Source organism: Oerskovia flava, from assembly GCF_026163685.1.
GTDB lineage: Bacteria > Actinomycetota > Actinomycetes > Actinomycetales > Cellulomonadaceae > Oerskovia_A > Oerskovia_A flava.
In genome coordinates this window covers 588,563-614,144 of sequence record NZ_JAOXSR010000001.1, presented here as the reverse complement: position 1 = coordinate 614,144, position 25,582 = coordinate 588,563, and the positions used below count along the sequence as shown (strand labels likewise).

Annotated in this window: 23 protein-coding genes and 3 tRNA genes; 9 read left to right on the top strand and 17 right to left on the bottom strand. The window is 73.4% G+C overall.

Annotation, left to right across the window (positions count from 1 at the left end; genetic code table 11):
* Window positions 1-20 precede the first annotated feature (20 nt).
* Together OHL10_RS02625 and OHL10_RS02620 are read right to left on the bottom strand one after the other, a co-directional pair.
* A complete protein-coding gene (locus OHL10_RS02625) occupies window positions 21-434 on the bottom strand; it encodes a hypothetical protein (protein WP_265520598.1) in 414 nt (137 codons plus the stop codon).
* 1 nt (window position 435) lies between these two features.
* Window positions 436-1,842 (bottom strand): aminoglycoside phosphotransferase family protein, encoded by a 1,407-nt coding sequence (locus OHL10_RS02620; protein WP_265520596.1) that lies wholly within the window; start codon window positions 1,840-1,842, stop codon window positions 436-438.
* A 127-nt stretch (window positions 1,843-1,969) separates the two neighbouring features.
* Between OHL10_RS02620 and OHL10_RS02615 the strand changes: the two genes are divergently transcribed.
* The 3 genes from OHL10_RS02615 to OHL10_RS02605 are packed head-to-tail and all read left to right on the top strand — an operon-like array spanning window position 1,970 to window position 4,051.
* The gene (locus tag OHL10_RS02615; protein ID WP_265520595.1) at window positions 1,970-2,785 is read left to right on the top strand and encodes a hypothetical protein; all 816 of its coding nucleotides are present in this window, start codon (window positions 1,970-1,972) and stop codon (window positions 2,783-2,785) included.
* Window positions 2,782-3,690: a hypothetical protein gene (locus OHL10_RS02610; protein WP_265520594.1), complete on the top strand. Its 909-nt coding sequence runs from the start codon at window positions 2,782-2,784 to the stop codon at window positions 3,688-3,690. Before OHL10_RS02615 ends, OHL10_RS02610 begins: the two co-directional genes overlap by 4 nt.
* Window positions 3,677-4,051 (top strand): GntR family transcriptional regulator, encoded by a 375-nt coding sequence (locus OHL10_RS02605; RefSeq protein WP_265520593.1) that lies wholly within the window; start codon window positions 3,677-3,679, stop codon window positions 4,049-4,051. Before OHL10_RS02610 ends, OHL10_RS02605 begins: the two co-directional genes overlap by 14 nt.
* On the opposite strand, the gene OHL10_RS02600 is transcribed toward OHL10_RS02605, so the two are convergent.
* Genes OHL10_RS02600 through OHL10_RS02590 form a run of 3 tightly spaced genes read right to left on the bottom strand, consistent with a single transcriptional unit; the run spans window position 4,041 to window position 8,212 of the window.
* Window positions 4,041-5,261, bottom strand: coding sequence for a UDP-N-acetylmuramate dehydrogenase (locus OHL10_RS02600; RefSeq protein WP_425498916.1), 1,221 nt, complete (start codon window positions 5,259-5,261; stop codon window positions 4,041-4,043). The two genes, OHL10_RS02605 and OHL10_RS02600, sit on opposite strands and share 11 nt — an antisense overlap.
* Before the next feature lie 9 nt (window positions 5,262-5,270).
* Entirely contained in the window at window positions 5,271-6,635 is a 1,365-nt protein-coding gene (locus OHL10_RS02595; RefSeq protein WP_265520592.1) for an MFS transporter, read from the bottom strand.
* A complete protein-coding gene (locus tag OHL10_RS02590; protein WP_265520591.1) occupies window positions 6,632-8,212 on the bottom strand; it encodes an MFS transporter in 1,581 nt (526 codons plus the stop codon). Before OHL10_RS02590 ends, OHL10_RS02595 begins: the two co-directional genes overlap by 4 nt.
* A gap of 83 nt (window positions 8,213-8,295) precedes the next feature.
* Here OHL10_RS02590 and OHL10_RS02585 point away from each other — a divergent pair, with 83 nt between their 5' ends.
* The gene (locus OHL10_RS02585) at window positions 8,296-9,405 is read left to right on the top strand and encodes a LacI family DNA-binding transcriptional regulator (protein WP_265520590.1); all 1,110 of its coding nucleotides are present in this window, start codon (window positions 8,296-8,298) and stop codon (window positions 9,403-9,405) included.
* A 3-nt stretch (window positions 9,406-9,408) separates the two neighbouring features.
* On the opposite strand, the gene OHL10_RS02580 is transcribed toward OHL10_RS02585, so the two are convergent.
* The 7 genes from OHL10_RS02580 to OHL10_RS02550 form a co-directional block, all read right to left on the bottom strand.
* Entirely contained in the window at window positions 9,409-10,866 is a 1,458-nt protein-coding gene (locus OHL10_RS02580; RefSeq protein WP_265520589.1) for a YyaL domain-containing protein, read from the bottom strand.
* Between the two features lie 88 nt (window positions 10,867-10,954).
* On the bottom strand, window positions 10,955-11,386 hold the full coding sequence (locus OHL10_RS02575) for a MaoC family dehydratase (protein ID WP_265520588.1): 432 nt from the start codon (window positions 11,384-11,386) through the stop codon (window positions 10,955-10,957).
* Window positions 11,383-11,844, bottom strand: a complete 462-nt coding sequence (locus tag OHL10_RS02570) for an FAS1-like dehydratase domain-containing protein (RefSeq protein WP_265520587.1) — start codon at window positions 11,842-11,844, stop codon at window positions 11,383-11,385. Before OHL10_RS02570 ends, OHL10_RS02575 begins: the two co-directional genes overlap by 4 nt.
* A 47-nt stretch (window positions 11,845-11,891) precedes the next feature.
* Window positions 11,892-12,098 carry a 50S ribosomal protein L33 gene (rpmG, locus tag OHL10_RS02565; protein ID WP_265520585.1) on the bottom strand — a complete coding sequence of 69 codons (207 nt, stop codon included), beginning with the start codon at window positions 12,096-12,098 and terminating at the stop codon, window positions 11,892-11,894.
* Window positions 12,099-12,148: 50 nt separating this feature from the next.
* Window positions 12,149-12,225, bottom strand: a tRNA-Met gene (locus OHL10_RS02560).
* 62 nt (window positions 12,226-12,287) lie between these two features.
* Window positions 12,288-12,360, bottom strand: a tRNA-Thr gene (locus OHL10_RS02555).
* 191 nt (window positions 12,361-12,551) lie between these two features.
* A tRNA-Tyr gene (locus OHL10_RS02550) sits at window positions 12,552-12,633 on the bottom strand.
* Window positions 12,634-12,810: 177 nt separating this feature from the next.
* Here OHL10_RS02550 and rarD point away from each other — a divergent pair.
* The 5 genes from rarD (at window position 12,811) to OHL10_RS02525 (ending at window position 17,398) form a co-directional block, all read left to right on the top strand.
* The gene (gene rarD / locus OHL10_RS02545; protein ID WP_425498915.1) at window positions 12,811-13,803 is read left to right on the top strand and encodes an EamA family transporter RarD; all 993 of its coding nucleotides are present in this window, start codon (window positions 12,811-12,813) and stop codon (window positions 13,801-13,803) included.
* 100 nt (window positions 13,804-13,903) lie between these two features.
* Window positions 13,904-14,398 (top strand): YajQ family cyclic di-GMP-binding protein, encoded by a 495-nt coding sequence (locus OHL10_RS02540; RefSeq protein ID WP_265520584.1) that lies wholly within the window; start codon window positions 13,904-13,906, stop codon window positions 14,396-14,398.
* Window position 14,399: 1 nt separating this feature from the next.
* On the top strand, window positions 14,400-15,302 hold the full coding sequence (locus OHL10_RS02535; protein ID WP_265520583.1) for an HAD family hydrolase: 903 nt from the start codon (window positions 14,400-14,402) through the stop codon (window positions 15,300-15,302).
* A gap of 34 nt (window positions 15,303-15,336) precedes the next feature.
* Window positions 15,337-17,259: a hypothetical protein gene (locus OHL10_RS02530; RefSeq protein WP_265520581.1), complete on the top strand. Its 1,923-nt coding sequence runs from the start codon at window positions 15,337-15,339 to the stop codon at window positions 17,257-17,259.
* Between the two features lie 7 nt (window positions 17,260-17,266).
* Window positions 17,267-17,398, top strand: a complete 132-nt coding sequence (locus OHL10_RS02525; protein ID WP_265520580.1) for a hypothetical protein — start codon at window positions 17,267-17,269, stop codon at window positions 17,396-17,398.
* Here the strand turns inward: OHL10_RS02525 and htpX are convergent.
* From htpX to OHL10_RS02500, 5 genes are all read right to left on the bottom strand, one after another.
* Window positions 17,392-18,267 carry a zinc metalloprotease HtpX gene (gene htpX / locus OHL10_RS02520; protein WP_265520578.1) on the bottom strand — a complete coding sequence of 292 codons (876 nt, stop codon included), beginning with the start codon at window positions 18,265-18,267 and terminating at the stop codon, window positions 17,392-17,394. The genes OHL10_RS02525 and htpX overlap by 7 nt on opposite strands.
* A 178-nt stretch (window positions 18,268-18,445) precedes the next feature.
* The gene (locus OHL10_RS02515; protein ID WP_265520577.1) at window positions 18,446-19,843 is read right to left on the bottom strand and encodes an FAD-dependent oxidoreductase; all 1,398 of its coding nucleotides are present in this window, start codon (window positions 19,841-19,843) and stop codon (window positions 18,446-18,448) included.
* A gap of 227 nt (window positions 19,844-20,070) precedes the next feature.
* Window positions 20,071-20,547 carry an LpqN/LpqT family lipoprotein gene (locus tag OHL10_RS02510; protein WP_265520576.1) on the bottom strand — a complete coding sequence of 159 codons (477 nt, stop codon included), beginning with the start codon at window positions 20,545-20,547 and terminating at the stop codon, window positions 20,071-20,073.
* A 187-nt stretch (window positions 20,548-20,734) separates the two neighbouring features.
* Entirely contained in the window at window positions 20,735-21,007 is a 273-nt protein-coding gene (locus OHL10_RS02505; RefSeq protein WP_265520574.1) for a WXG100 family type VII secretion target, read from the bottom strand.
* Between the two features lie 117 nt (window positions 21,008-21,124).
* Window positions 21,125-25,582 carry a type VII secretion EssC family protein gene (locus tag OHL10_RS02500; protein ID WP_265520573.1) on the bottom strand — a complete coding sequence of 1,486 codons (4,458 nt, stop codon included), beginning with the start codon at window positions 25,580-25,582 and terminating at the stop codon, window positions 21,125-21,127.

Here is a 25,582-nt window from a genome sequence, read left to right as displayed (position 1 = left end):
GTGCGTGGCTGGGAGGCCGGTCAGTCGGCCGACGGGGCCGAGTCCGCAGACGCCGGGGACGGCGCGGACGCCGGCGACGGCGGGGTCACCGGGCTGTTGGGCGACGCCGGGCTGTTCGGCGACGCCGGGCTGGCGGGCGACGCCGGGCTGGCGGGCGACGCCGGGCTGGCGGGCGACCTCGGCGACTGGGCCGACGTCGGGCTGTTCGCCGACTGCGCGGTGATCGTCGTGATCGACGACCCGTTCTGCACGTCGGTGGGGCGCGGCGAGACGGTGGCCGTGGGTTCCGGGGTCGACGTCTCGCCGACGGTCACGGCCGGCGAGACGGTCGCCGGCTCGGGTGCGGTGAAGGTGCCGTTCGCTGCCGCGACGGTCGCGCCGAGGCCGACGGCCCCGAGAGCACCGGTGACGATCCAAGCGTTGCGAGTCTTCATGTCACTCGTCTCCTTCGAGTCGTGGGGCACCCGCGGGGGGCGGGAGACCCGGTGTGGACGACCTGGTGGTCGCCGTGTGCTGAACAGCCTGGTCGGGCCGGGTGAGAGCAGCAGGAGCCGACGATGAGAGGGTTCTCAGGAACTCCTCCGCGACGCCGCACCACGTGTGCGCGAGCCGCCGGTCGGCCGTGCTCGCCGCGAGGGACAGCACGACCGCGGCCGCGCGGGCACGCAGCGACCGCGGGTCGACCGCACGGTCGAACGTCTCCAGGCAGCGCGCGACGAGCCCTGCGGCGCCGCCGTAGACGTCCGGGGCGAGGCTCGGCAGGACGGCGAGGTGCCCGACGAGGCAGGCGAGGTCGTCGACCAGGTGCCCGGGGCCGAGGGTGTCGACGTCCAGGAGGGTGCGCACGCGGTCGCCGTCGAGCACGATGTTGGCCTCGTAGTAGTCGCCGTGCGTGGGCACCACCGGCCCCGCGTCAACGTCGTCGACGATCGCGCGCACCGCCCGCTCGAGACGGTCGACCCGCTCCGCGTCGAGACCGTGCGTGGTCCGCGCGGCCCGGGCGTAGTGCGCGGTCCGCTCGGCCCAGGCCGGTCGTCGCGTGAGGTCGAGCGCCCCGGCAGGCAGGGTGGTGAGCGTGTCGAGCAGGTGCTGCGGGTCGATGGCGGACGCCTGGTCGCCCGGCGCCGTGGCGGCGAGGTGCTGCGCGAGGGACTGCCCGGCCGCCTCCTGCAGGACGACCACACCGTCGGCCGACCAGGTGCGCACGACCGGTGCCGCGGGCGTCCGCCCGTCGAACAGCTCGTGGCGAGCCACCAGGTCGCGCACCGTGTCCGGGCGGACGACCTTGACGTAGACCGTGCTGTCGACAGGGCTCTCGACCGGGCCGCGGCGCAGCCGTGCGCGGAGCACCGCCCGCCGCAGCGGACGGTAGGCGACCATCTCGACGGACGTGACGACGTCGGGCACCTCGCCCCGCGTGCGCGGCGACCGGGCGAGCAGCTCGCCGAGCGCGGCCGCGTCGCACGCGGTCGCGAGGCCCGGCAGGAGGGGGTCGACGGGGTGGCGCCACACGTGCACCGACCGCGGCCCGTCGTCGAGGCGGACCACGCCGTGGCGCGCGGCCGCGGCGGGGAGCGCGGCGGTGGTCGCGACGAGGTACTCGGGCGCGGACCGCCCCCGGCGGGCGACGACGTCGTACCCGACGCTCACCTCCGCGCCCGGCCGGGCGTGCACCTGGTGCACGCGCCAGGACTCCAGGCCCGCGCCGTCGGCCGCGAGCGCCGCGGCGAGCAGGTCGCCCGCCTGCGCGCCCGTGAGCAGGTCGGCGGCCGCCGCGCTCCGGTACCACGGCGCCGGGGGCGCGGGCGGGGCGGTGGGTGCGCTGCGGACGGTCGTCTCCATGCACCCATCCGACCGCGGGCCGGTGGGACGGGCATGAGCCGTGCATGAGAGACCTCTCATGCGACGTGGCGCGGGCGCCGCCGTCCCTGTTGACAGCCCGGGTCACCGATGAGATTGTATCGATGTGTTGATACAAACTGCTGCCGCACGCCGGCACGCCGGACTCGTCACGGTGGCGGCGCTCGTCGCCGCGGTGCTCGCGGCCCTCTCGGCGCTCCCTCTTGTGCGAGGCACCACGAGCGGCCTGGTGACCGGGGTCGTGCTCGGCATGGTCCCGGCCCTAGTGGGCGCCGTGTTCCTCGCCGTGCACGCCGTCGGCGAGCTCACCTGGCCACGGCCCACCGGAACGGTCCGCGCCGCGAGCCTCTCCCGCCGCACGGTGCGTGACATCGCGCCGCGCGGCCTGCGTGTCCTCGTGTGGTCGCTGACCGTCGCCGTCGCCGCCGCGGTCGTGGTCGGCGGGCTCACCGCGGCGCCCGACGGCCGGTCGATGAGCCGTGCCACCGAGACGACCATGAGCGCCGTGAGCCCCTACCCCGGGTGGTTCTACGGGGTGCCGCTGCTCATCGCCGCGATCGTGGTCCTGGCCGGCACGGAGGCCGTGCTGCGGCTCGTCGCGCAGCGCGCAGCGGTCGTCGGGGTGGACACTTCGTGGGACCTGGCGCTGCGTCGCCTGTCCGCGCACCGCATCCTGCGCGCGGCGCAGGTGCCGCTCGCCCTCACGCTGTCGGGCGTGCTCGTGCTCGGGTCGAGCGCTGCCGCTCGGCTCGACCACCCGGGGGTCGGCGTGCTCGCCGGGGTCGGCGCGCTCGTCTCGCTCGGGTCGGTCCTCGTCCTGTGCCTACCCGGCCGGGCGCCGGGCGACCCCGAGCACGCTGGAAGGACCGCCTCGGCGCAGGCCGCGGACGCACCTCTCCACGCGACCGCGGAGGTCACCCGATGAGCGTCGTCGCCCTGCTGCTGATCCTTGTCCCCCTCCTTCTCGGGGTCGCGCTCGTGATCGCGATCGCCTACGGCGTGGTGCGCCTCACCAGCCCGCGTCGCGAGGGGACCGAGGCCGCGGTCCGCGCCGCGCGCCACCGCGTGGCGCTCGTGCACGTCTGCGCATGGCTCGCCGTGCCCTTCCTCGCCCTGCTCGTCGTCGTCCTCGTCGGCGCGAGCCTCACCGCGCTGCCGGCCACCGTGGCCCTCGTCCCGGCCGTGATCGGGCTCGGCTACGTCGCGGTCTTCGCCGTCGGCGAGTCCACGTGGCGGCGACCTGCCGGCGAACGGCGCAGCGCGAGCCTCACCGCACGCAGTGTCGCGACGATCTCCCCGGTCACGCTGCGCCGGCTCACGTGGGGGTGGCCGCTCCTCGCGCTGCCCGGGATCGTCCTCGGCGGCGTGAGCGCCGCACCGACCGGCGAGCTGCGGCGGCTGCGGACGCTGCCCGACGGCGCCAGCACCTGGTCGTTCGGCGAGCCCTACCCGTCGTGGGCCGTCGGGCTCGCGCTCCTCGCCGCCCTGGTCGCGGTCACCGGGGCGAGCGAGCTGGTCCTGCGATCGATCGCCGCGCGTCCGGCCGTCCCCGACGTCCCGTCCGAGTGGGACGCCGACCTGCGGCGGCTGACGGCGCACCGCGTCCTGCGCGGGCCCGTGATCGTCGGCGGGCTGACCGTCGCGGGCCTCTACGCCTGCCTCGGCGCCGCGTGGACCTCCGTCGGGATGCCGGCCGTGGGGTGGTCGCTCGTCGCGCTCGCGATCGTGTGCGCCGTCGTCGCGCTCTCCGTCACGTCCCACCGCGCGGACGTCACCCTCGGTGACCCGTCGGGCACGAGCGACGCTGAGGACGACCGTGCCCGCCGGTGAGCTTCAGGTCGAGATCGACCTCGGCTCAGGCGTCCCCCCGTACGAGCAGATCCGCTCGCAGATCCTCGCGCACATCGCCGCGGAACGGCTCGTGGTCGGCGACCGGCTGCCGACGATCCGCGCCCTCGCGACCGACCTCGGCGTCGCACCGGGGACCGTCGCCCGCGCCTACCGCGAGCTCGAGGGCGCCGGGACGATCGTCACGCGCCGCCGTGCCGGGACCGTCGTCGCCGACGGGGCCGACCCCGGCGACGTGATCGCCCGGCAGGCCGCACACGCCTTCGTCCGCGCCGCGCGAGAGGCAGGGCTCGCGGACGAGGCGATCCTCGACGTCGTGCGGGGTGCCCTGCTCAGAGAGTGACGCCCACCAGCACGGGCTCGGGGACGAGCTGGATCCCGAAGGCGTCCACCACGCCGTCGCGCACGCTGCGGGCGAGCGCGAGGAGGTCCGCCGCGGTCGCGCCGCCGCGGTTCGTCAGGGCGAGCGTGTGCTTCGTGGAGAGGGTCGCGGGGCTCGCGGGACCCACCACGCCGTAGCCCTTGGTGAACCCGGCGTGCTCGATCAGCCAGGCCGCGGACGTCTTGACGAGCGACGGGTCGATCTCGCCGAGGCTCGGACCCGTCGTGGTGCTCGGCACCGACGAGCGCACGGGGTAGCGCGGCGCGTCGGCCGGCAGCAGGTCGGCCTGCTCGGCGGCGACGACCGGGTTGGTGAAGAACGAGCCCGCGCTCCACCGGTCGTGGTCCGGGCCCGTGTAGCCGGGCGACGCCGGGTCGGCGTCGAGCAGCATGCCCTTCGCGCCCCGCAGCGCGAGGACGGCAGCGCGCACCTCGGCGCTCGGTGCCCGGTCGCCGACCTGCACCTCCAGACGGCGCGCGAGCTCCGGGTAGGCGATCGGCGCGGAGAGCGAGCCGAGGCGCAGCTGCATGCTGACGTCGAGCACGACGTACCGGGGGGTCGGGTACCAGGGGCCGCCCTCCGCGTCCGCGTGCATCGACGCCTTGAGCAGCGACGTGCGGTACCCGAAGCCCAGCGAGCCGACCGGCAGCGTCCGCACCCGGGACTGCGCACGGTCCCACACCCGCACGGTCGAGACAGCGCCCGCGACCTCCTGGCCGTACGCGCCGATGTTCTGCACCGGGGCGGCGCCCAGCGTGCCGGGGATACCGGAGAGCGCCTCGACACCGACCCAGTCCTCCTCGACCGCACGCGCCACGAGCTCGTCCCAGTCCTGGCCGGCAGGGCCCGTGATGCTCGCGCCGCCGCACGTGTCCTCGGCGGCGACCGTGATGCCGCTCCGGACGTCTCGCACGACGATGCCGCCGAAGCCCTCGTCCGACACGAGCAGGTTGGACCCCCCACCCAGCACGAGCAGGGGTTCGCCCGCCTCGTCGGCCGCCCGCACGGTCTCGACGAGCTCCGCCTCGCTCGTCGCCTCGACGTAGCGGTCGGCGGGGCCGCCGACGCGCAGCGTCGTCAGCTCGGCGAGCGCCGGGGCGTAGGTCTCGTCGTGCCGCGCGCCTGTGGGACGGTCGAGCTCGGGCGCGGGCGTACGGGGGCTGTCGGTCACGCGTACAGCCTAGTTCGGCTGGCCCGTCGCGACGTCCTCGGCCGGGTCCTGCGCCCGGTCCTCCGCCTGGTCTCCCAGCCCCTGCGCCGGGGCCGCGGCGTCGGGCGCGAAGCCCGCCGCACCCGGGAGCGGGCGAGCGGCGCTGATCGCGAACAGGCCGACGACCACGGGGAGAGCGATGACCAACAGGGCCTCGCGATACCCGACCACCTCGGCGAGGAAGCCGATGAGCGGCGGACCGACGAAGAACGCCGAGTACCCGATCGTCGCGACGACGCTCACCCGGACCGCGGCGTGGCGCGGGTCGTCCGAGGCAGCGCTCATCCCCACGGGGAACCCGAGCGCGGCACCGGTGCCCCACAGCGCGACACCGACGAGCGCGGCCCAGAGCGTCGGGACGAGCGCGAAGATCGTCAGCCCGACCAGGGCGAGCCCGGCGGACACTCGCAGGATCGCGACCCGTCCGAACCGGTCGAGCAGCCCCGTGCCGAGCAGCCGCATCCCCGTCATCGCGGTGAGGAACACCGCGAGGCCGACTGCGCCCATCGCGTCGGACGTGCCGAACCCGTCCACGACCGCGAGGCTCACCCAGTCGTTGGCCGCACCCTCTGTCAGCGCGGCGGCGAGCACGACGAGACCGATGAGCAGGGTGCGAGGCTCGAGCCAGGCGCGGCCTGCGCTGCGGGCGTTCTCCGCGGCCGAGATCGGTGCGGCTGCCGTCGCAGGGTCCGCCGACGCGTCCGGCGCGACGTCGGCCTCGTGGACCTCACCGGCCGGGAGGAAGTAGCGCACCGACCACAGCACGGCGACCAGGCTCATCGAGACCGCACCGACGAGGTGCCACTGCACCGGCACGAACAGGGCGGCCGCGACGATGCCCACCCCGGCGCCGGCCATGGTGCCGAAGGAGAACCCGGCGTGGAACCGCGGCATGATCGCCTTGCCGAGACGCTGCTCGACCGCCGCACCCTCGAGGTTCATCGCGGCGTCCCACACCCCGGTGCCGACACCGAAGCAGAACAGCCCGACGCGCACCGCGAGCGGGGAGCCCTCCCCGACGCCCAGGACGGCCACGACCAGCCCGGCGGTGCTGACGGTGGCGAACACGACCACCGCGCGCGACGCACCGATGCGCTGGACGACCATCCCGGACAGCGGCAGGGCGATGAGCGAGCCCGTCGCGGCGAACAGCAGGAGCAGCCCCATCTCGGCCTCGGCAAAACCGAGGGAGTCCCGGACCGCGGGCAGCCGTGAGGCCCAGGACGCGAAGTTGAAGCCGTTGAAGAAGAAGACCGCGAAGACCGCCCAGGACGCCGTCCGGCTCGTGCGGTCCCCCACCTCGGCGACCGCGGCGGAGGAGCGGGCACGGCTCACGGGGAGGTCTCCTCACGACGACGGGCGGAACGGGCGCCGCGACGGCCCCGTCCCAGGCTACGACCCGGTGCCCGACGGCCACCACGCCTGCGGTGGGTGCCTCGCACGTCGTGCGCCTCGTGCCCGTCGGACGCGAGGTCCGCGGTCACCACGACGCGCGCCTGCTGGTGCTCGTCCCGCTGCGGCTCCTCCGGCTGCTGCGTGACCGACACCGGCGGCTCGCCGCCGGTGAGCTCCGCCGGCAGCGGGGCGACGGGCGTCGAGGGTGCGGGTGGCGCGACCTGACGTGCCAGGAGCACGCTGAGCACCATCGCGCCGACGATGAGCACGAGGGCGTGCCGTGCGCCGATCGCCTCGGCGGCGAGACCGAGCAGCGGGGGCGCGGCGAGCGAGGCCATCGACGAGAACGCCGAGACGACGGAGACGCGGCTCGCGGCCCGCAGGGGGTCGTCGGACGCAGCCGCGATCCCGATCGGGACCGCGAGCGCCGCCCCGAAGCCCCAGGCGACCACCCCGACGCCCGCGAGGAGCAGCGTGGGCGCGAAGCCGAAGAGCAGCAGGCCGGCGATCGAGGTGATGCCCGAGGCCCGCAGGACCGTGACCCGGCCGAAGCGGTCGATGAGCCGAGCGCCCGCGAGGCGCATGACGGTCATCGCGCCGACGAACGTGCCGAACACGATGGCGCCCACGGCCTCGGTCTGGTCGAACCCGTCGACGACGGCGAGGGACAACCAGTCGTTCGCCGAACCCTCCGAGAGGGCGGCCGAGAGGATGACGAGGCCGATGAGCAGGGTGCGCGGCTCGCGCCACGCGCCGAGTGCCGCGCCGAGGCGGGTGCGCCGCGGGGCGAGGCGGACACCGGCGCTCTCGACGTCGACGACGGCGTCGGCGACCTCGCCGTGCACCGCGGGCCGGTCGCCCGCCGACGAGGCGGGGCGACGGGCCGTGTCGTGCACGATCGCCGGGATGCTCACGAGGCGCCAGGCGGTGGCGACCGCGCCGGTCACGAGGAACTGGACGAGGACGGGGACGTCCGCGTACGCGCACGCGGCACCCACGAGCGAGCCCGCGACGGCGCCGACGCTGAACGCGGCGTGGAACTGCGGCAGGATCGTTCGCCCGATCCGGCGCTCGATGCCGGCGCTCTCGACGTTCATGGGGACGTTACCGAGCGCGAAGGCGACACCGGTGAGGAAGATGCCGCCGGCGAGCAGCTCGACGCTGCCGAGCGTCGGCCCGAGGCCGAGCAGCGTGAAGGCGGCGCCGAAGAGCGCCGCGGAGACGACGAAGGCGATGCGACCGCCGAACCGGTTGACGATGGGTCCGGCCGCGGCGACCGTCACGAGCGCACCGACGGCGCCCGCGAGCAGCACCACGCCGAGATCGGCCGGCGACATGTCGAGCGCGTCGCGCACGGAGGGGATGCGCACGAGCCAGCTCGACATCGTGATGCCGGAGAGGAGGAAGATGCCGAGCAGGGCCCAGCGGGCACGGGTCAGGGAGGAATCGCCCGGTCCTGCGGTTCGAATCGATTCGAGCCGACCGTCGGACCTGGGCTTCGAATCGATTCGAGGCATGGTCACCAGTCTGCGGGTACGCTGGCCGCGCCGTCAATCTACTTTTCTGCAGAACTGTTCGAAGATCTTGTGAGAGGAACGCGATGAACGGAGCGACGCCGCGCCCGGCGACCCCGACCCACGGGTCCCGGCCGACGCTCGCGAAGGTCGCCGAGCTCGCGGGCGTCTCGGTCTCGACGGCGTCCCTCGCCTTCTCCGGCGCCGGCCCGATCACCCCCGAGACCCGGGACCGGGTCCTCGCGGCCGCGGCCGAGCTGGACTACACGGGACCGAACCCGCTCGGGCGCCAGCTGCGGTCCGGCCGCTCGGGGATCGTCGGTGTCGTCATCGGCGACCAGCTCAAGCGCTCGTTCCGCGATCCCGTCTCGGTACAGGTCCTCGACGGGCTCGTCTCCACGCTCGGCGAGAACGGTCTCGGGGTCCTGCTCATCCCCGGGATCCCGAGCGACGACCCGGCCCGCGCCGTCGACCCCCTCGTGGAGAGCGCCGCGATGGACGTCGCCGTCCTCGTCTGGGGCGTCAGCAGCGACGACGCGACCCTGACAGCGCTCCAGCGCCGCGGGGTCCCCGTCGTGGTCGGCGAGGGCCGCGCCGTGCCCGGGGCGGGACTCGTGGGGATCAAGGACCGGGAGGGCACCGCCGCGGTCGTCCGCCACCTCGTCGAGCTCGGCCACACCCGGATCGCGGAGATCGCGCTGTCCTTCGGCACCGCCGAGCGCACGGGCCCCATCGATGCCGCCCGGCTCGCGCAGGTCGACCGCACGCCCACGGCCAACCGGCTCGCCGGGGTCCGCGACGCCATCGAGCCGGTCATCACGTGGGAGACCGAGGCGTCGCTCGTCGAGCACGGCAAGACCGCCGGCCTCGCCCTGCTCGACGTGCCGGTGCGCGAGCGGCCGACGGCGCTCATCGCCCACTCCGACCTCCTCGCCGCCGGGGCTCTGCTCGCGGCGCACGAGCTCGGGCTGCGCGTCCCTCAGGACGTGTCGGTCGCGGGGTTCGACGGCCTCGACCTGCCGTGGCTCAGCCCCGACGTGCTGACGACCGTGCACCAGCCGCTCGCCGAGAAGGGCGCCGAGCTCGGCCGCGCCGTCATCGCACTCCTCGCCGGGGAGAACCCGGCCCCGGTGCTGCTCGACGTCGAGCTCGTCGTCGGCAGCACCACCGGCCCGGTTCCCACCCCGGCCGACTGACCGTCAGCCGAGACCGCCGACCTGCAGAGGGTTCGAGCGGGCCGCAGCCATCAGGTACCAGGCGGTCGCACCGACGTGCTGGACCTGGAAGTACCCGAAGCCGAACCCCGAGTCCAGCAGGCTCGACGCCGCGACCACCCCTCCGGCCGTCGGGAGCGGCGTCCCACCCATCGTCTGGCCGGCGCCCACCTCGTCCTGCACCAGCCGTGTCTGGGCCAGGAGCGCCTCGGCGCTCACGGCGTCACCGGCCGCGTCCCGGTCGGCGAACGCCGTCGCGAGCTGCGCCGTCCCCTCGAGCCACACTCCCTGGGGGTGGACCGGCAGGTCGTTGTAGACCGCCGTCGAGGTCAGGCTCGCGCTCGAGAACGTCACGCCCGACACCTGCGTCCCGGCGGGGAGCTGCGACGTCCCGTCGCCCGCGACGTCGTGGGTGGCCAGCTCCGTGGCCGCCCACCCGAGCGCGCCCGCGTACCCGGGCTCGCGCAGGGCGAGCCAGCCCCACGTCTGCGGGTCCAGCGGGAGCGGGTCGCGGTTGATCTCGGTGCCGTCGTTCGTGCCGGTGTAGAAGTAGCCGCCGTCGGGCTCCCACATCCGGTCGACGAACGCACGCGCGTGGGCCGCCGCGCGCGTCCACCGACGGTCACGCGTGGCCGCCGCGAGCTGGCGGAAGAACGCGACGCAGTCGATGTTGTGCTCGGTCGACCCGTTGGGGATCGGGACGTCGTTCCCGTCGACCCCGAACGAGTACCCGCCGAGCGGCCGGCGCGACCACGCGTTGTCGATGATCCACTCGCCGATCCGGTGCGCCGCCCGCAGGTACCGCCAGTCGCGGGTCGCGGCGTGCAGGTGCAGGAGCGCGATGCCGGGCCACGCCATGTCCCCCACCGCCGTGCCGAGGAAGCCGAACTGCCAGCCGATGTTCGCCGTGCCGTCGGGCAGCACGAGGCCGTGGTCCTGCGGGCTGCCGTCGTAGAAGACGTACGGGCCGACGTTGTACGCCTGCCGCAGCCGGAAGTCCGTGTGGACCGGGTCGTTCTCCAGGGCGAACACGAGCCCGTCCCCGAGCCCCCGGGCGCGGTCGACGTACGCGGGACCGCTCGCGAGGTACGCGCAGATCGCGAGCGCGTTGTCGTAGACGAACGCGGTCGAGAACAGGCCGAGCTGGTCCGCGTAGGACTGGGCCAGACGCGGACCGGCGAGGTCGGGGTACGCGTCGGCGGCGGCGTCGAGGAAGCCGAGCGCACGCTCGACGGACCCGTTCGCCGAGGCCTGTGCCGAGCTCTGCGCGCTCGTGAGACCACCGGCGCGGGCAGGACGTGACGGACCTGCCGCCGCGGGGGCGAGCCCGGTCAGGACGAGCGCCCCGGCGCCGCCGAGCGCGAGGAACGCGCGGCGGTCGAGCTGGGGCCGCCCAGACGTGGAGGTCGAGGGTACGGGGGCGCGGTGCGCGGCATTCGCCATGATCGTCTCCTTTGACGTGCGACTGCCGCCCACTGTAGTGGGAGCGCTCCCAGAGTGGAAGGTCTCTCGCAGGGAGGAGAGGTGTGCGTCAGAGGCGGACGACGGCCTGGGACTTGCCGAGGACGCGCGCGCCCTCGAAGGTGACGGTCAGGTCGATGCGGACCGTGCCGGCGTCGGCGTCGATCACGCCCACCGTGCCGGTGACCTCGACGGTCGCGGTACCCGGGTTCGGCACGGCGACGGGACGGGTGAACCGGGTCTGGTAGTCCACGACCGCCCCGGGGTCGCCGGCCCAGTCCTCGACGAGCGCGACGGCCGCTCCCATCGTGAACATCCCGTGGGCGATGACGCCGGGGAGCCCGACCTGCTCGGCGAACGTGTCGTTCCAGTGGATCGGGTTGAAGTCACCGCTGGCGCCCGCATACCGGACGAGACGCGCGCGGTCGACCTCGATGCTGCGGGTGCCGATGACGTCACCGACGCTCAGGTCCGCGAGGACGGGCTTGAGCGCGCCGCTCATGCGTCGCCTCCCCGCACGGCCAGGGTGGAGGTCACGGTCGCGACGGGCGTCGTCGTGCCGTCCGTCGCGAGGGCGGCGATCTCCGAGCGCGTGGTGACCATCGCGAGGCCGGCGCGCTCGACGATCGAGTCCACGTGCAGCACCGTCACGAGCTCGTCGCCCGCGACGATCGGTCGGTGGTGCGTGAACCGCTCGTCGGCGTGGACGACGCGGGAGAAGTCGATCCCCGCCTCCGGGTCCTCGACGAGCTGCGCCTCGGCGCGCTGCGCGACGATCACCGCGAAGGTCGGGGGGGCGATCAGGTCCGGATAGCCAGCACCCCGCGCCGCCACGGTGTCGTGGTGCACGGGGTGGGTGGAACCGACGGCCGCGGCGAACTCGCGGACCTTCTCGCGGCCGACCGAGTAGGGCGCGTTCACCGGGTACTCACGGCCGGCGAAGTCTGCGTTGATCGCCATGTCTGCTTGCCTGCCGGATCAGCCGTCGGTTCTGGTGTCGCTCGAGATCAGCGGGTCTCGCGGTGCGCGGTGTGCTTGCCGCAACGCGGGCAGAACTTCGCGAGCTCCAGGCGGTCCGGGTCGTTGCGACGGTTCTTCTTGGTGATGTAGTTGCGCTCCTTGCAGTCCACGCAGGCCAGCGTGATCTTGGGGCGAACGTCTGAGCTCTTGCTTGCCACGGTAGTGCCACCTCTCGCGCCTCCGGAGGGCGCCATGTGCGTGCAGGCCGTACGGCGCCGGCCGTCGTACGGGTGTTGTCAGGAAGTGGTAGCGGAGGCGGGGATCGAACCCGCGACCTCACGATTATGAGTCGTGCGCTCTAACCATCTGAGCTACCCCGCCGCGTGACTGAACGCGAGGCCGTTCGCCAGTATTCCAGCGAATCGGCCCCGCGTCATCCACAGAGCCCCGAAAGGGAATCGAACCCTTGACCTTCTCCTTACCATGGAGACGCTCTGCCGACTGAGCTATCGGGGCGGCGCGGGAAACTTTACACGGGTTGAGGCCTGGTACGAAATCGGCGCCGTTGCAACGCTGTGGCGCTCCTCGAGTGCTCGTCGCACACGAGTCGGCACCACCGCGAGCACCCACCGGAACCCTACCTCGGCCCGCGCTGACCCGTGGATGACGACGGGGCGACACCTTCGCAGGTGACGCCCCGTCGGCTGTGGCAGGTGAGGGATTCGAACCCACGTAGTCGATGACGGCTGATTTACAGTCAGCTCCCTTTGGCCGCTCGGGCAACCTGCCGGTGTGGAGTTGTCGCTCCTGGTCGACGTCCCGTGTCCCGCCCGACAGAGTCGGGAGTGCGACGGGCCGTCTGGCGCAGCCGTGCTGCACCCCGGGGGCCAGGTAACAATAGCGCCCCACCGCCCGTGGCACGAAATCCGTTCCCCCGCCCCGCCGATCGCGACCTACAGTGAGCAGGTGAGCCACCCCGCCGGCAGCCCCGGCAGCCCGCCGCCCTCTCCCCAGGGGGCGGCATCGTCCACCTCGGGGACCGCGCCCCGCGGCGGCCTCGACCGGTGGGGCCTCGTGACCGGCGCCGGCGCCTACGTGCTCTGGGGCGCCATGCCCCTGTACTTCCCGCTGCTGCAGCCCGCCGGGGCGCTCGAGATCATCGCCCACCGCATCGTGTGGAGCCTCGTGGTCTGCCTGCTCCTGCTGGCCGCGACCCGCCACCTGCACGCCTTCCGGAGCGTGCTGCGCACCCCACGGACGCTGGGCCTCTTCGCCGTCGCGGGCGTCCTCATCGCGACCAACTGGACGGTCTACGTCCACGGCGTGCTCACCGGCCACGTGCTCGACGCCGCCCTCGGGTACTTCATCAACCCGCTCGTCACCGTGCTGCTCGCTGTCGTCGTCCTCGGCGAACGGCTGCGTCCCGTCCAGTGGGTCGCGATAGGCGTCGGGACCGTCGCGGTCGTCGTCATCACCCTCGGCCTCGGCCGGCTGCCGTGGATCTCCCTGACGCTCGCGGTGTCGTTCGGCCTCTACGGCCTCGTCAAGAACCGCGTGGGGCGGACCGTCCACGCCCTGCCCGGCCTGGCGGTCGAGACCGCGGTGCTCACGCCGCTCGCGGTCGTGTACCTCGGCTGGCTCGCCGCGACCGGGGCCGGCACCTTCGCGACCGAGGGCTGGGGGCACTCGCTGCTGCTGGCGTCCGCCGGGCTCGTCACGGCGCTCCCCCTGCTCCTCTTCTCGGAGGCGGCCCGACGCCTGCCCCTGAGCATCGTCGGCATGCTGCAGTACCTCGCGCCCGTCCTGCAGTTCCTCGTGGGGCTGCTCGTCTTCGGCGAGGACATGCCGCCGGCGCGCTGGGCAGGGTTCATCCTCGTCTGGCTCGCTCTCGTGATCCTCACGGTCGACGGGCTCCGCCACGCCCGGGTGACACGGCTGGCGGTCCGCCGGGCGGCGTGACCCGACCTGGACCTCCACGACCGGACATCACCCGAGCCGACGCGCGCGACCCGATACGGTGGGACCAGCACCCCGGACACCTGCACGAAGGAGACCCACCATGGCCGACTCGTCGTTCGACGTCGTCAGCAAGGTCGACCGCCAGGAGGTCGACAACGCCCTCAACCAGGCCTCGAAGGAGATCTCGCAGCGCTACGACTTCAAGAACGTCGGCGCCTCGATCGAGTGGAGCGGCGAGTCGATCGTCATGAAGGCGAACTCCGAGGAGCGGGTCCTCGCGATCCTCGACGTCTTCCAGACCAAGCTCATCAAGCGCGGCATCTCGCTCAAGGCGTTCGACACGGGCGACAAGGAGCCCCAGGCCTCGGGCAAGGAGTACCGTCTCGTCGGCACCCTCAAGGAGGGCCTGGCGGGCGAGAACGCGAAGAAGATCACGAAGATCATCCGTGACGAGGGCCCCAAGGCGGTCAAGACGCAGATCACGGGCGAGGAGGTCCGCGTGACGAGCAAGTCCCGCGACGACCTGCAGGCCGTCCAAGCGCTCCTCAAGGGCGCCGATCTCGACATCGCCCTGCAGTTCACCAACTACCGCTGACGTGAGTCCCGCGGCGCTCCGGGAGGGCCCGGCGCGCCGTCCACGCGTCGTGGCCACCGACCTCGACGGCACCCTCCTGCGCAGCGACGGCACGGTCTCGTCGCGCACCCGGGCGGTGCTGGCCGAGGTCGAGGCCGCCGGGGTCGAGGTCGTCTTCGTCACGGCCAGGCCACCGCGCTGGCTCGGCGCCCTGACCGACCTCGTCGGCGGGCACGGTCGCGTGATCTGCCTCGGCGGTGCCGCCGTGTGGGACCTGGGGGCCGGGGAGGCGCTCGACACGTGCGGCTTCGCGCCCGACGCCGTCGCCGGGCTCGTCGGCGACCTGCGCGCCGCGGTACCCGGGGTCGCGCTCGCGCTGGAACGCATCGACGGCCCGGTGTTCGACCCGTGGTTCCCACCGGGCGAGCCCGACCTCCCGGCCGCGGTACGGGCGGTCCCGGTCGAGGAGTCGCTCGGCACGTCGGGCTCCACGGCACCGGTCGGCAAGCTGCTGGCGGTCTCCCCCGCCGCGCTCTCCTCCACCCGGCCGGGCGACGTCGGGCACGCTGACGGAGCCGACGACGACGCCCAGCAGCAGCTCTTCGCCCGCGTGCGCGACGCCGTCGGGGAGCGGGCACACCTGGCCTACTCGGGCGCCGTCGGACTGGCGGAGCTCCTCGCCCCCGGCGTCACGAAGGACGCCGCGCTCGCCCGCTGGTGCGCCCGCCTCGAGGTGGACGCGGAGGACGTGTGGGCCTTCGGCGACATGCCCAACGACCTGCCCATGCTCGCGTGGGCCGGCCGCTCCTTCGCGGTCAGCAACGCCCACCCGCAGGTCCTCGCTGCCGCGAGCGACGTCGTCGGGCACCACGACGACGACGGCGTCGCCACGGCACTCGAGGACGCCCTCGCCGCGATCGGATGATCCGCAGCGCCGCGAGAGTCGCTATGCTCCGCGCGTGAACCGTCCCGAGCCCCTGCTCGCCACCGACGTCGCCGTCTGGCGACGTCGCCCGCGGACCCGCCGCCTGGCCCTGATCGCCGCGGCAGTTCCCGTGCTGCTCCTCGCCGCCCTCGTCATCCTCGAGGAGGACGACGGGAGCGGCTACCCCGCCACGCTCGTCGAGGACCCCTCCTACTGGATGCTGGGCGTCGTCTTCGGGCTGGCTCTCGCCGGGGTCGCCACCGCGTTCGCTCTGCCCGGCGCCACCCCGTGGCTGGCCGCCGGGACGTGCGCGCTCCTCGCCACCACCGCACCCGCGGACGCTCGAGAGGGCATGGTCGTCGTGTGGGGACTCGCCCTGCTCTGCGCCGCGCCCGGGATCGCGGACCTGATCGGCGTGGCCCGTCAGCGCACGGAGGCGGCGGGCTGGCCAGGTGCGAGTGCACCACCGGTCGTGCCGGTGGTGGCACCTGCGATCCGCGCGGAGCTCTACCGGCTGCGCGCTGCACGCCTCGCGTTCCCGGCGCTCTGCGCGCTCGGCGGCATCGCGGCGGTCTGGTATTTCGCGGCGGCCACCACCTCCGCGCAGGAGTTCCGCGCGACGGCGACCGTGGCGACGGGCACGGTCACCGCCCTCGACGACGACGCGCTCGAGGCCGACATCGAGGTCGACGGGCGCCGGTTCACGATCAGCACCGAAGGCGTCGAACGCGTCGTCGGCGAGCAGGTCGGCGTCCGGTACGACGCGGCCGGCCGTGCCGAGGCCGTCGACGACGTCGACGACCCGTCGGGGGCGCTCCTCCTGGCCGCAGGGCTGCTCCTCGCCCCCGTCCTCCTCGTCCGGGAGATCCGTCGCCGAGACGCGGTGCGTCGGATCCTGCGGGACGGGGGCGTCGCGCACACCGTGCTCGCGACGTGGAATGACGGGCAGCTCCTTCTCGTCACCGCCGACGGGGATCGACCCGTGGCACGGGTGCGCGACGTGGTCGGTCTGCAGCTGGTTCCCGAGCCCGAGGCGGTCTCGTCCGAGAGCAGGACGGAGCGTCCCGTGGCCGACGTCGACGACGACGAGCTCCTCCGCCTCGCGGTCGAGCTGGCGCACGGGGAGCAGTCCGACGAGGCACCGGACGCATCGCAGGCACCGGACCGGTGGCACCGGACTCCGGTCACGGTCGTGGGGCTCGTCGCGGACGGGCTGCCCGTGGCTCTCCGTGGCCCGGACGGCGCCTGGTACGTCTCCGAGGTCGGGGTGCTCCGCCCTGCGACCTCCCTCTCCCGCGACCTCGCCTCCGATCAGTCGACGCCCGAGCAGCCGACGCCGCCCGACGCCGGGACCGCCGGGTCAGAGCTCGGCCACGGGCCACGGGCGGGTGCCGCCGAGGACGCTGCGGGGCCCGTGCTCCGGCTCGCCGTCGCGACCGGGACGGTCGGCCCGTGGCTCACCGTGCCCGCGGTCGCCGTGCTCGCGGCGTGGTGGGGGACCGAGCTCCACCTCGTCGGCCTGCTCTTCGGGACCGTCCTGGTGTGGTCAGCGCTCGGCGGTTGGGCGTGGCTGGCCGAACCGTCGCTGCGGATCACACCCCGCGCGCTGGTGAGCACCGGACGGCACCTCGACGAGCACGTCCCGTGGATCGCCGTCGAGGACGTGGCGGCCGACGGGCAAGCCCTCGTCGTCAGGGTGCGCGAGACCGCGACGAGCGAGGCGGACGCCATCATGGTCGCGCCGCCGTCCGGGTTCGACGTGCTGCCCGGGACGACGGACCCTCGTACCGCCCGCGAAGCCATCCTGGCAGCACGCCGACGGAGCACGACAGCGGCTGCGCCAGACCAGCCGCTCGAGCGCATCCCCCGACGGCCTTCGCGCGCGACGCTCGTCGGTGCGGCCGGGGCGGTCGCCGCCGTCACGGGAGTGGTGCTCGGCGGTGGCGGCGCCTGGTGACGAGGTCATGACCGAGGGCACCCGGCAGTGGCGGAGCGCGACCATGCACGTGCGCGCCCTGCTCGACGAGCTCGACCCCTACGGGCTCGAACCTGGCCTCCCTGGACCTGGGACCTCGGAGGGCGGCGGGTCTCAGTAGCGGGTGATGCCGCCGCCCGAGCCTGCCATCTTCTCGAGCCGGGCGATGCGCTCGGACATCGGCGGGTGGGTGGCGAAGAGCTTGCCGATGCCGGCGCCACGGAACGGGTTGGCGATCATCAGGTGCGAGACGTCGACGAGGTCGCGGTTCTGCGGCAGCGGAGCGCGCTGGGTGCCGGCCTCGAGCTTGCGCAGCGCCGACGCGAGCGCCAGGGGGTCGCCGGTCAGCTTCGCGCCGTCCTCGTCCGCGTCGTACTCGCGCGTCCGGGAGATCGCCATCTGGATGAGCATGGCCGCGATCGGTGCCAGCAGTGCCATGGCGAGGCCGGCGAGCGGGTTGCCCCCGCGGTTGCGGTCCCCGCCGAAGAACATGAGGAACTGCGCGAGCGAGGTGATGACCCCGGCGAGCGCACCCGCGACGGACGACGTGAGGATGTCCCGGTTGTAGACGTGCATGAGCTCGTGGCCGAGCACACCCCGCAGCTCGCGCTCGTCGAGGAGCGTCAGGATCCCCTCGGTGCAGCACACGGCCGCGTTCTTCGGGTTGCGCCCGGTCGCGAACGCGTTGGGGGCCTGCGTCGGGGAGACGTACAGCCGCGGCATGGGCTGCCGTGCGGCCGTGGAGAGCTCCCGCACGATCCGGTACATCGCCGGAGCCTCCAGCTCGCTCACTGGACGTGCGTGCATCGCGCGGATCGCGAGCTTGTCGGAGTTCCAGTAGCTGTAGGCCGTCGTCGCCAGACCGATGGCGACGAACACCCAGAGCAGGTTCGACCGCGCCCCGAAGAGCGCCCACAGGCCGAGGATCACGGCCCACATCCCACCGAACAGAGCGGCTGTCTTCAGGCCGTTGAAGTGCTGATGACCCACATCGAGCCCCTTTCGTGCGTGCACGGGGCGCCCATCGGCGTCCCGAGAGGTCAACGTCCGGCGCAGGCTCGTCGTTCCCGGCCACCGCCTCGCCCACCGCACGACGACGGCGCCCCGCCCCGAGCTGGGGAGAGGCGCCGTCGGTCGGCGGTACGAGCCGCGCAGCGTGCGCGGGCGATCAGTCGGTCGTCGTGCTCGCGATGATCGTCCCGAGCGCGATCGAGACCATGTCCTCGCGCGGCACGACCTTCACGCGCTCACGGCCCTGGGCCTCGCCCAGCGACCGCTCGTGCGCGTCGAGCACCTGCCAGCCGCTCCACTCGATGACGTGGACGCCCCGCTCGGCGAGGAACTCGGTGATGGCGCCCGGCTCACCGTGGGGCGCCGTACGGCCCTCCGCGTCGGCGGCGGTGACGTCCTCGACGAGGTTGCGGATCGTCTCCGACGCGTCGGACTTGGTGTGGCCGATGAGGCCCACGGGCCCACGCTTGATCCAGCCCGTCGCGTAGACGCCGGGGACCTGCTCGCCGTCGATGTCGACGACGCGGCCCTCGCGGTTCGGGATGACGCCCTTGAGCTCGTCGAAGGGGATCTCCGGCAGAGGCGAGCCGTAGTAGCCGACGGCCCGGTAGACCGCCTGGACGGGCCAGTCGTGGTGCTCGCCCGTCCCGGAGACGGTGCCGTCGCCGTTGAGCTGCGTGCGCTCGGTCCGCAGCCCGACAACCGTGCCGTCCTCGCCGAGCACCTCCGCCGGCGCGTGCAGAAAGTGCAGGTGCAGCCGCCGCGAGGCCGTGTGCTCGCTCGGGTCCTTGAGCGTCCAGTCCGTGAGGGTCTTGACGACCTGCTTGGTCTGGTTGGAGGAGTTGATCGCGGCCATCGAGCCCTCGTCGAACTCGAAGTCCTCGGGGTAGACGATGACGTCGACGTCGGGCACGTGACCGAGCTCGCGCAGCTCCAGCGGGGAGAACTTCGCCTGCGCCGGCCCCCGGCGGGCGAAGACGTGCACGTCGGTCACGGGCGAGCTCTTGAGCGTCTCGTAGACGTTCGCCGGGATCTCGGTCGGCAGGAGGTCGTCCGCGTGCTTCGCGAGGATGCGCGCCACGTCCAGCGCCACGTTGCCGGCGCCGAGGACGGCGACCTGCTGGGCTTCCAGGGGCCACGTGCGTGCCACGTCCGGGTGCCCGTCGTACCAGGACACGAAGTCCGCCGCGCCGTACGAGCCGTCGAGGTCGATGCCCGGGATCGGCAGCGCGGCGTCCCGGATCGAGCCCGTGGAGAAAATCACGGCGTCGTAGTACTGGCGCAGGTCGTCGAGCTTGAGGTCGACGCCGTAGTCCACGTTCGCAAGGAGCCGGACGTCGCCGCGGTCGAGAACCTTGTGGAGCGCGACGATGATCTGCTTGATGCGCGGGTGGTCCGGTGCGACGCCGTAGCGCACGAGGCCGAACGGCGCGGGCAGGCGCTCGAACAGGTCGATGCTCACGTCGAGGTCCGTCTTGGACAGGATGTCCGCGGCATAGATTCCGGCAGGTCCTGCGCCGACGATTGCCACGCGCAGTGGACGGGTGCTGCTCACGAGGATGGGCGCCTTCCGATCGAGGATGAGTGGTCGTCCGCCGTCGTTCCGTGCGTCGCGCTGTGCGCGCTGCTCCGGCCCTGCGACTGGTCGGGCAGACCAACTCGATTGTACGACTGCGTCAGTGAACCCTCACTGTGCCAGCCAGTCTCGCCAGATGGATACCCCGTCTCGCGATGTGGCCCAATGTAACACCGGCCTCGACCCGGCCAGGGATGCGGTGGACCTCAGGCTGTGATGCGCAGGCTGTCCTGGATCGCACGGATCTCCGGCCACGTGCCGGCCATCTGGTGGCCCGCGCAGGTGCCGGTCGTCTGGACCATGTCGAGGACGGGTCCCCGGTCGACGACCGTCAGGCGGACGGCCTGCGCGAGCGTCCCGCCCTGCGCGTCGGGGAACGACGCCTCGACGCGGAAGCCCGGGAAGCCTGCGACGTCGCGCTCCTCCCGCCCGATCTCCGTGTAGCCGTCGACGCCGGTGAGCTTGCCGAGGAGCTCGGCGACCGCCTGCTCCAGGCCGTACTGGCGGCGGACGCGCGAGACGATGACGATGACGTTCGGCCGGAACGCCCCCGCCTCCACGTCCTTCGCGAGGGCGAGCGGCACGGCGACGTCGGGCAGCGGCTGCCACCCCTCGGGCTGGTCGATCCCCACCCCGACCGGTCCGGGGAAGTCAGCGCTGGGATAGGCGAGCTGGGTGCTCATGATGGTCCTGGTCCGTCCTTCGTCTCGGGGGACCCGCGGCGTGCCGCCCACAGGTCAGGTCGGCGCCGTGCGCCCGACACACGCGGCACGATACGCGACCCGGCACCGCTCGCTGCCGGCGCCGCCGCCCGCACGCGCGAAGGGCGCGAGATCCGAGGATCTCGCGCCCTTCGTTCCCGAACCGGCGTCAGCCAGCGTTCGAGGTGCTCTCCTGCTCCGCAGCGTTCTGCTGAGCACGGTTGCCCGCCTCGGCGAGCGCCTGCGACACGTTGTTCAGCGCCGTCAGGTGGATGCTCTGCCAGTCGTCGCGGAAGCGCGTGGCGTCCGGGCCCTCCCAGGCCGTCGAGGCGAGACGCGACGTGAGCGTGCTGGCGATCGTCTCGATCTCACCGGACTTCGAGTTCAGCTCGACCGAGAGCTGCCGGACCTGCTCGACATCAAGACCCCACATACCAGCCATGTCCTGCTCCTTCGTTCGGGGCCGCCCCCTGCGGGCAGCCGCTCATGTTCTCGACACAGAGAACTCAACCATGCATCGACGGGGTCGTACATGGGGACCGGTCCCCATGTCCCCGCCTCACTCCGGAAGCGCGACGTGCATCTTCCGGGCGCGACCCGACACGACGAGGAAGCCTCGCCCGACCGGGAAGTCTGCCCTGCGGATCCGGCCGAGCGACGTGCCGAGGAGCAGGTCGCCGTCCGTGTCCCCCGGGGTCAGCAGCAGGCCTGTGCGGCCCGCCTTGAACGGCTTGGCGAGCGACCACGCCTGGCTCCAGGTGGAGGTCTCGGCCTCGCCGACCACCAGCTGGCCTGCACGGACGAGCGCCTGCACGAACTTGTCGAGCGGCGTCTCGGCGGGGGTGCCCGTGAACTCGGTGATGCTCTCGACCAGCACCACGATCTCCCCACGGCCGACCCGCCCGCTCTCGACGGACTCCTTGAGGTTCTCGACGACCTTGACGACCTCCTCGGGCGACGTCGCCGCCACGTCCCAGCACGGCAGTCCCGAGATCGGGGTGCTGCGCGGGGAGAAGTACACGACGCGCGTGCCGGGACGCGACCGCGCGACGGCCTGCGCCATGGCCACGAGCGCCGTCGTGCGGCCCGACGACGGCGGCCCGCCCAGCAGCAGCGTGCCCTTCTCGGGCAGGCCCACCGGGGCGATGTCCATGTCGTCCAGTCCGAAGACCGGGGTACCACCGACCGTGAGCGGCAGCGCGTCCAGCGGGAAGGAGTCCGGCAGGCGCTCGACCCGTGGCGCCTCGGGCACGCCGTTGCGCACCATCGCGTCCTTGAGGCGGGCGATCTCACGCGACTGGATCGAGACGTTGGCGTCGCCGCCGAGGACGGCGACCTGCACCTCGTTGCCCTCGAGCACACCCCGTCCCGGCGGGGAGGCGGCCGAGAGGACATCCTTGGGGGTGCCGAGCATCATGTAGTCGTCCGCGTTGGCCAGGCGCAGCACGAGGCGGCGCTGGATGGTGGAGCCCAGGGACGTCGGCACCGACGAGGGCCGGTCCCCGGTGACCACGACGTGCACCCCGACCTGGCGGCCGTCGGTCGCGATCTGGGAGAACGCGGCGAAGACCGGGAACCACGGCGTCGACTTGTACTCGTACTCGTCCCGGAAGGCGCCGATCCCGTCGACGAGGAGCAGGATGCGGGGCTCGGTCGGCACTGACGCCAGCGCCCGGTACTCGCCGATGGTGCCCGCCCGGACGCTCGCGTAGCGCGCCGACCGCTCGTCGACGACCGTGCGCAGCATGCGCAGCACACGGGTCACGCGCTCGGAGTCGTCGCCGGAGATCACGGCACCCACGTGCGGCAGGTCTTCGAGCATGCGCAGGCCGTTCGCGCCGCAGTCGATGGCGTACACCTGCACGGGCCCACCGCGCGCCGTGATGGCGGCCGAGACGGCGATCGAGCGCAGCGCCGCGCTCTTGCCCGACCCGCCCGTGCCGTAGATCGCCATGTTCCCGTCGCGGTCCGGCTCGTAGAAGACCGTGGGCTGCTGCTGGGTCGTCGGGTCGTCGACGACCCCGAGCAGCAGCCGCTCGTCGGTGCGCGGGTTGGGCAGGAGCGCCAGGTCGTACGTCGTGGCGAGCTCGGGCAGCCAAGGCTTGCGAGGCTCCGGCACCGCCGCGGCGCGCGCCGCGGCGGAGATGGTTGCCACCGCGAGCGCGATGTCGTTCGGCCCCGGGTCGGCGACCTCCTCGACCTCGGGTGCCGGGATGTCCCACTTCACGGACGTGCCGAAGGTCATCTCCTCGACGTCGAGGCGCGGACGCTCGGGCTGGTCGGTCGTCCAGCCGCCGGCATAGCCCGTCTGGAACGGCGTGATGCGACCAGGTCCGGTCTTGACCGCTCCGCGGCCCGGGATGGACGGGTCGAAGTGCGCGGCCATGGGGATGCCGAGGATGTCGGTGGAGTCCCCCTCGTCGGCCATGCGCAGCGCGACGCGCAGGTTCGTGTTGGCCCGCAGGTTGTCCTTGATGACACCGGCAGGGCGCTGCGTCGCGAGGATGAGGTGCAGCCCCAGCGAGCGCCCTCGTTGGGCGACATCCACGACGCCGTCGACGAACTCCGGGACCTCGTTGACGAGGGCGGCGAACTCGTCCACCACGATGAGCAGGCTCGGCGGGGTGTCCGGGTCGCCGGTGCGCTCGAGGGAGATGAGGTCCTTGGCCTTCTTCCGGTTGAGCAGGTGCTCGCGGTAGCGCAGCTCCGCGCGCAGCGACGTCAGCGCACGGCGCACGAGGTGCGGCGACAGGTCCGTGACGAGCCCGACGGTGTGCGGCAGGTTCACGCAGTCGGCGAACGCCGCGCCACCCTTGTAGTCCACGAACAGGAACGTCACCCGGTCGGGGCTGTGGGCCGCGGCCATGCCGAGCACCCACGCCTGGAGGAACTCGGACTTGCCGGCTCCCGTCGTCCCGCCGACGAGGGCGTGCGGCCCCTGCGTCCGCAGGTCGAGGTGGAGCGGCTCGGTGCCGGAGTGCCCGACGAGCGCGCGCAGCGTCCCGTCCGAACGCCGACGCACGGGCGGGGAGCCGTCACGCACGGTGAGCGAGTTGTTCTCCCGCCAGCGCTCGACGAGCGCCTCGGGGTCGCTCACGAGCGACTTCCCCGCGAGCGTCACGTAGGACACCGACCGCGGGAGGTCCGAGTCGTCGTCGACGGGAGCGCCGACGTCGACCACCGGAGCGAGGATCCGGGCGAGCTCGTGCGCGGTCGCCAGGTCGACGGGCTCGCACTCGACGGGGAACGTCAGCCGGCCGACGCGCACCTCCCCCGTCGTCGAGCCGTCCGTCCCGGTGAGCACGAAGGTGCGGCAGGCGGCGGGCAGCTGCTCGACCGTCGGCGCGACCCACACGACGTGCACGCCCACGTCCGGCCCGCGCTCCACGAGGCGGGTCAGGCGTGAACGGTCCACCGGGGCGTCGTCCTCCACGAGCACGACGACGGTCGGCAGGACCGGCTCGGGCAGCTTCTCGGTCTCCTTGTGCGGGTCGAGCTCCCCGCGCCGCTCCGCCGGCCGGTCGAGGTCCGCCCCGCGCGAGCCGATGAGGTCCTCCAGCCGCGAGAGGAGCGCGGCGCCCGCACCGGGGTTGTCCGCCAGGTGCGCGCCGTCGAGCGGGCTGTGCGGCGACCCCGTGTGGGGCAACCACTCGAGCCACTCCCACTCGGTCCGCGAGCGCGGTGAGGTGATCGCGGTGAGCACGAGCTCCGCGGGCGAGTGCAGGGCGGCGAGCTGGACGAGCACACCGCGGCCCACGGCCGCCGCCCTCGCGCTGGGCCCGGCGATCCCCGTGGCACCCGCGGTGCGCAGGTGGGCGACGATCGGGACGCCGTCGATGTGGGCGCAGTGCGCCTGGAGCTCCTCGATCTCACGGAGGAACTCGGGCAGCGTGTCGGCGGACCCGGCGTCCTCGACCTGAACGCGGGAGACCCCGCGCCCCAGGCCCAGCCGGACGCTGAGGAACGCCCGGTGCTCCGGGCGGTGCGTCCACAGGAGCCCGCCGAAGCGCCGGACGGCGTCGAGGGTGTCGGCGACGGACGGCGTCTCGGTCAGGCGTACGGCACGCTCGACGGCGTGGGTGCGCTCGATCGTCTCGTGCATCGCCGTGACGGATTCCTTGAACTGCGCCACCTGCGCCCGGAACCGCCGCCGCCCCGTGATCTTCTGGTCGATGTAGTTGCCGATCATGATCAGCGGGCTGAGCGCGATGAACACGACGGACAGCACGTTCTGCCGGATCGAGAACAGCACCACGCCCATGAGGAGCGGGGCCACCATCGCGACGAGGGGGAACCGGGCGGGCTGCAGCGGCTGCGGCGGCTTCGGCGGGGCCAGCTCCCGCTCGGGGAACCGGGCGACGACGCGCGGCGAGCGGTTGAACTCGATGATCGGGCTCGACGGCACCACGGCGGCGGCGGTGCGCTGCAGCGCGACGACAGAGACCGTGGTCCCGCCGATCTCGACGGTGTCCGCCGACGTCAGGTGCGCGCGGGTCATCCGCTCGCCGCCCATGACCAGACCGTTCGCGGAGTTCGTGTCGACGATCTCGATCGACTCGCCGACCGTGATCCGCGCGTGGCGCTTGGAGACGAGCGTGTCGCTGAGACGGATGTCCATGTCCCGGTCGCGGCCGAGGTAGCTCGTGCCGACGGGCAGCGGGAACTCGCGCCCGGCGTCGGGCCCCTCGAGGACCCGCAGGACGGCGACAGCCGGACCGCGGTCCTGCCCAGGGCTCTCGAACTGTTCCGAGACCCGGACGATCGAGACCGTGGACCCCGACCGCAGGCCGGCCTCGATGAGGTCGCTCGTGGGGCTCAGGACTCGTCCCTGCGAGCCCCGTGCCGAGTCGGTCGTGACCTCGAGGCTGAGCCGGTCCGGCACCGGGGTCCCCGCGCGGGCGGGGTCGCCCGCGAACAGCGCCTCGGCGACGTCGCGCACCGACGCGGTGGCGTCGGCGGTGACGGCGACGTTGGTCAGGGACGCGTCGGGGCGGTGCAGGGTCAGCTTGATGCGCAC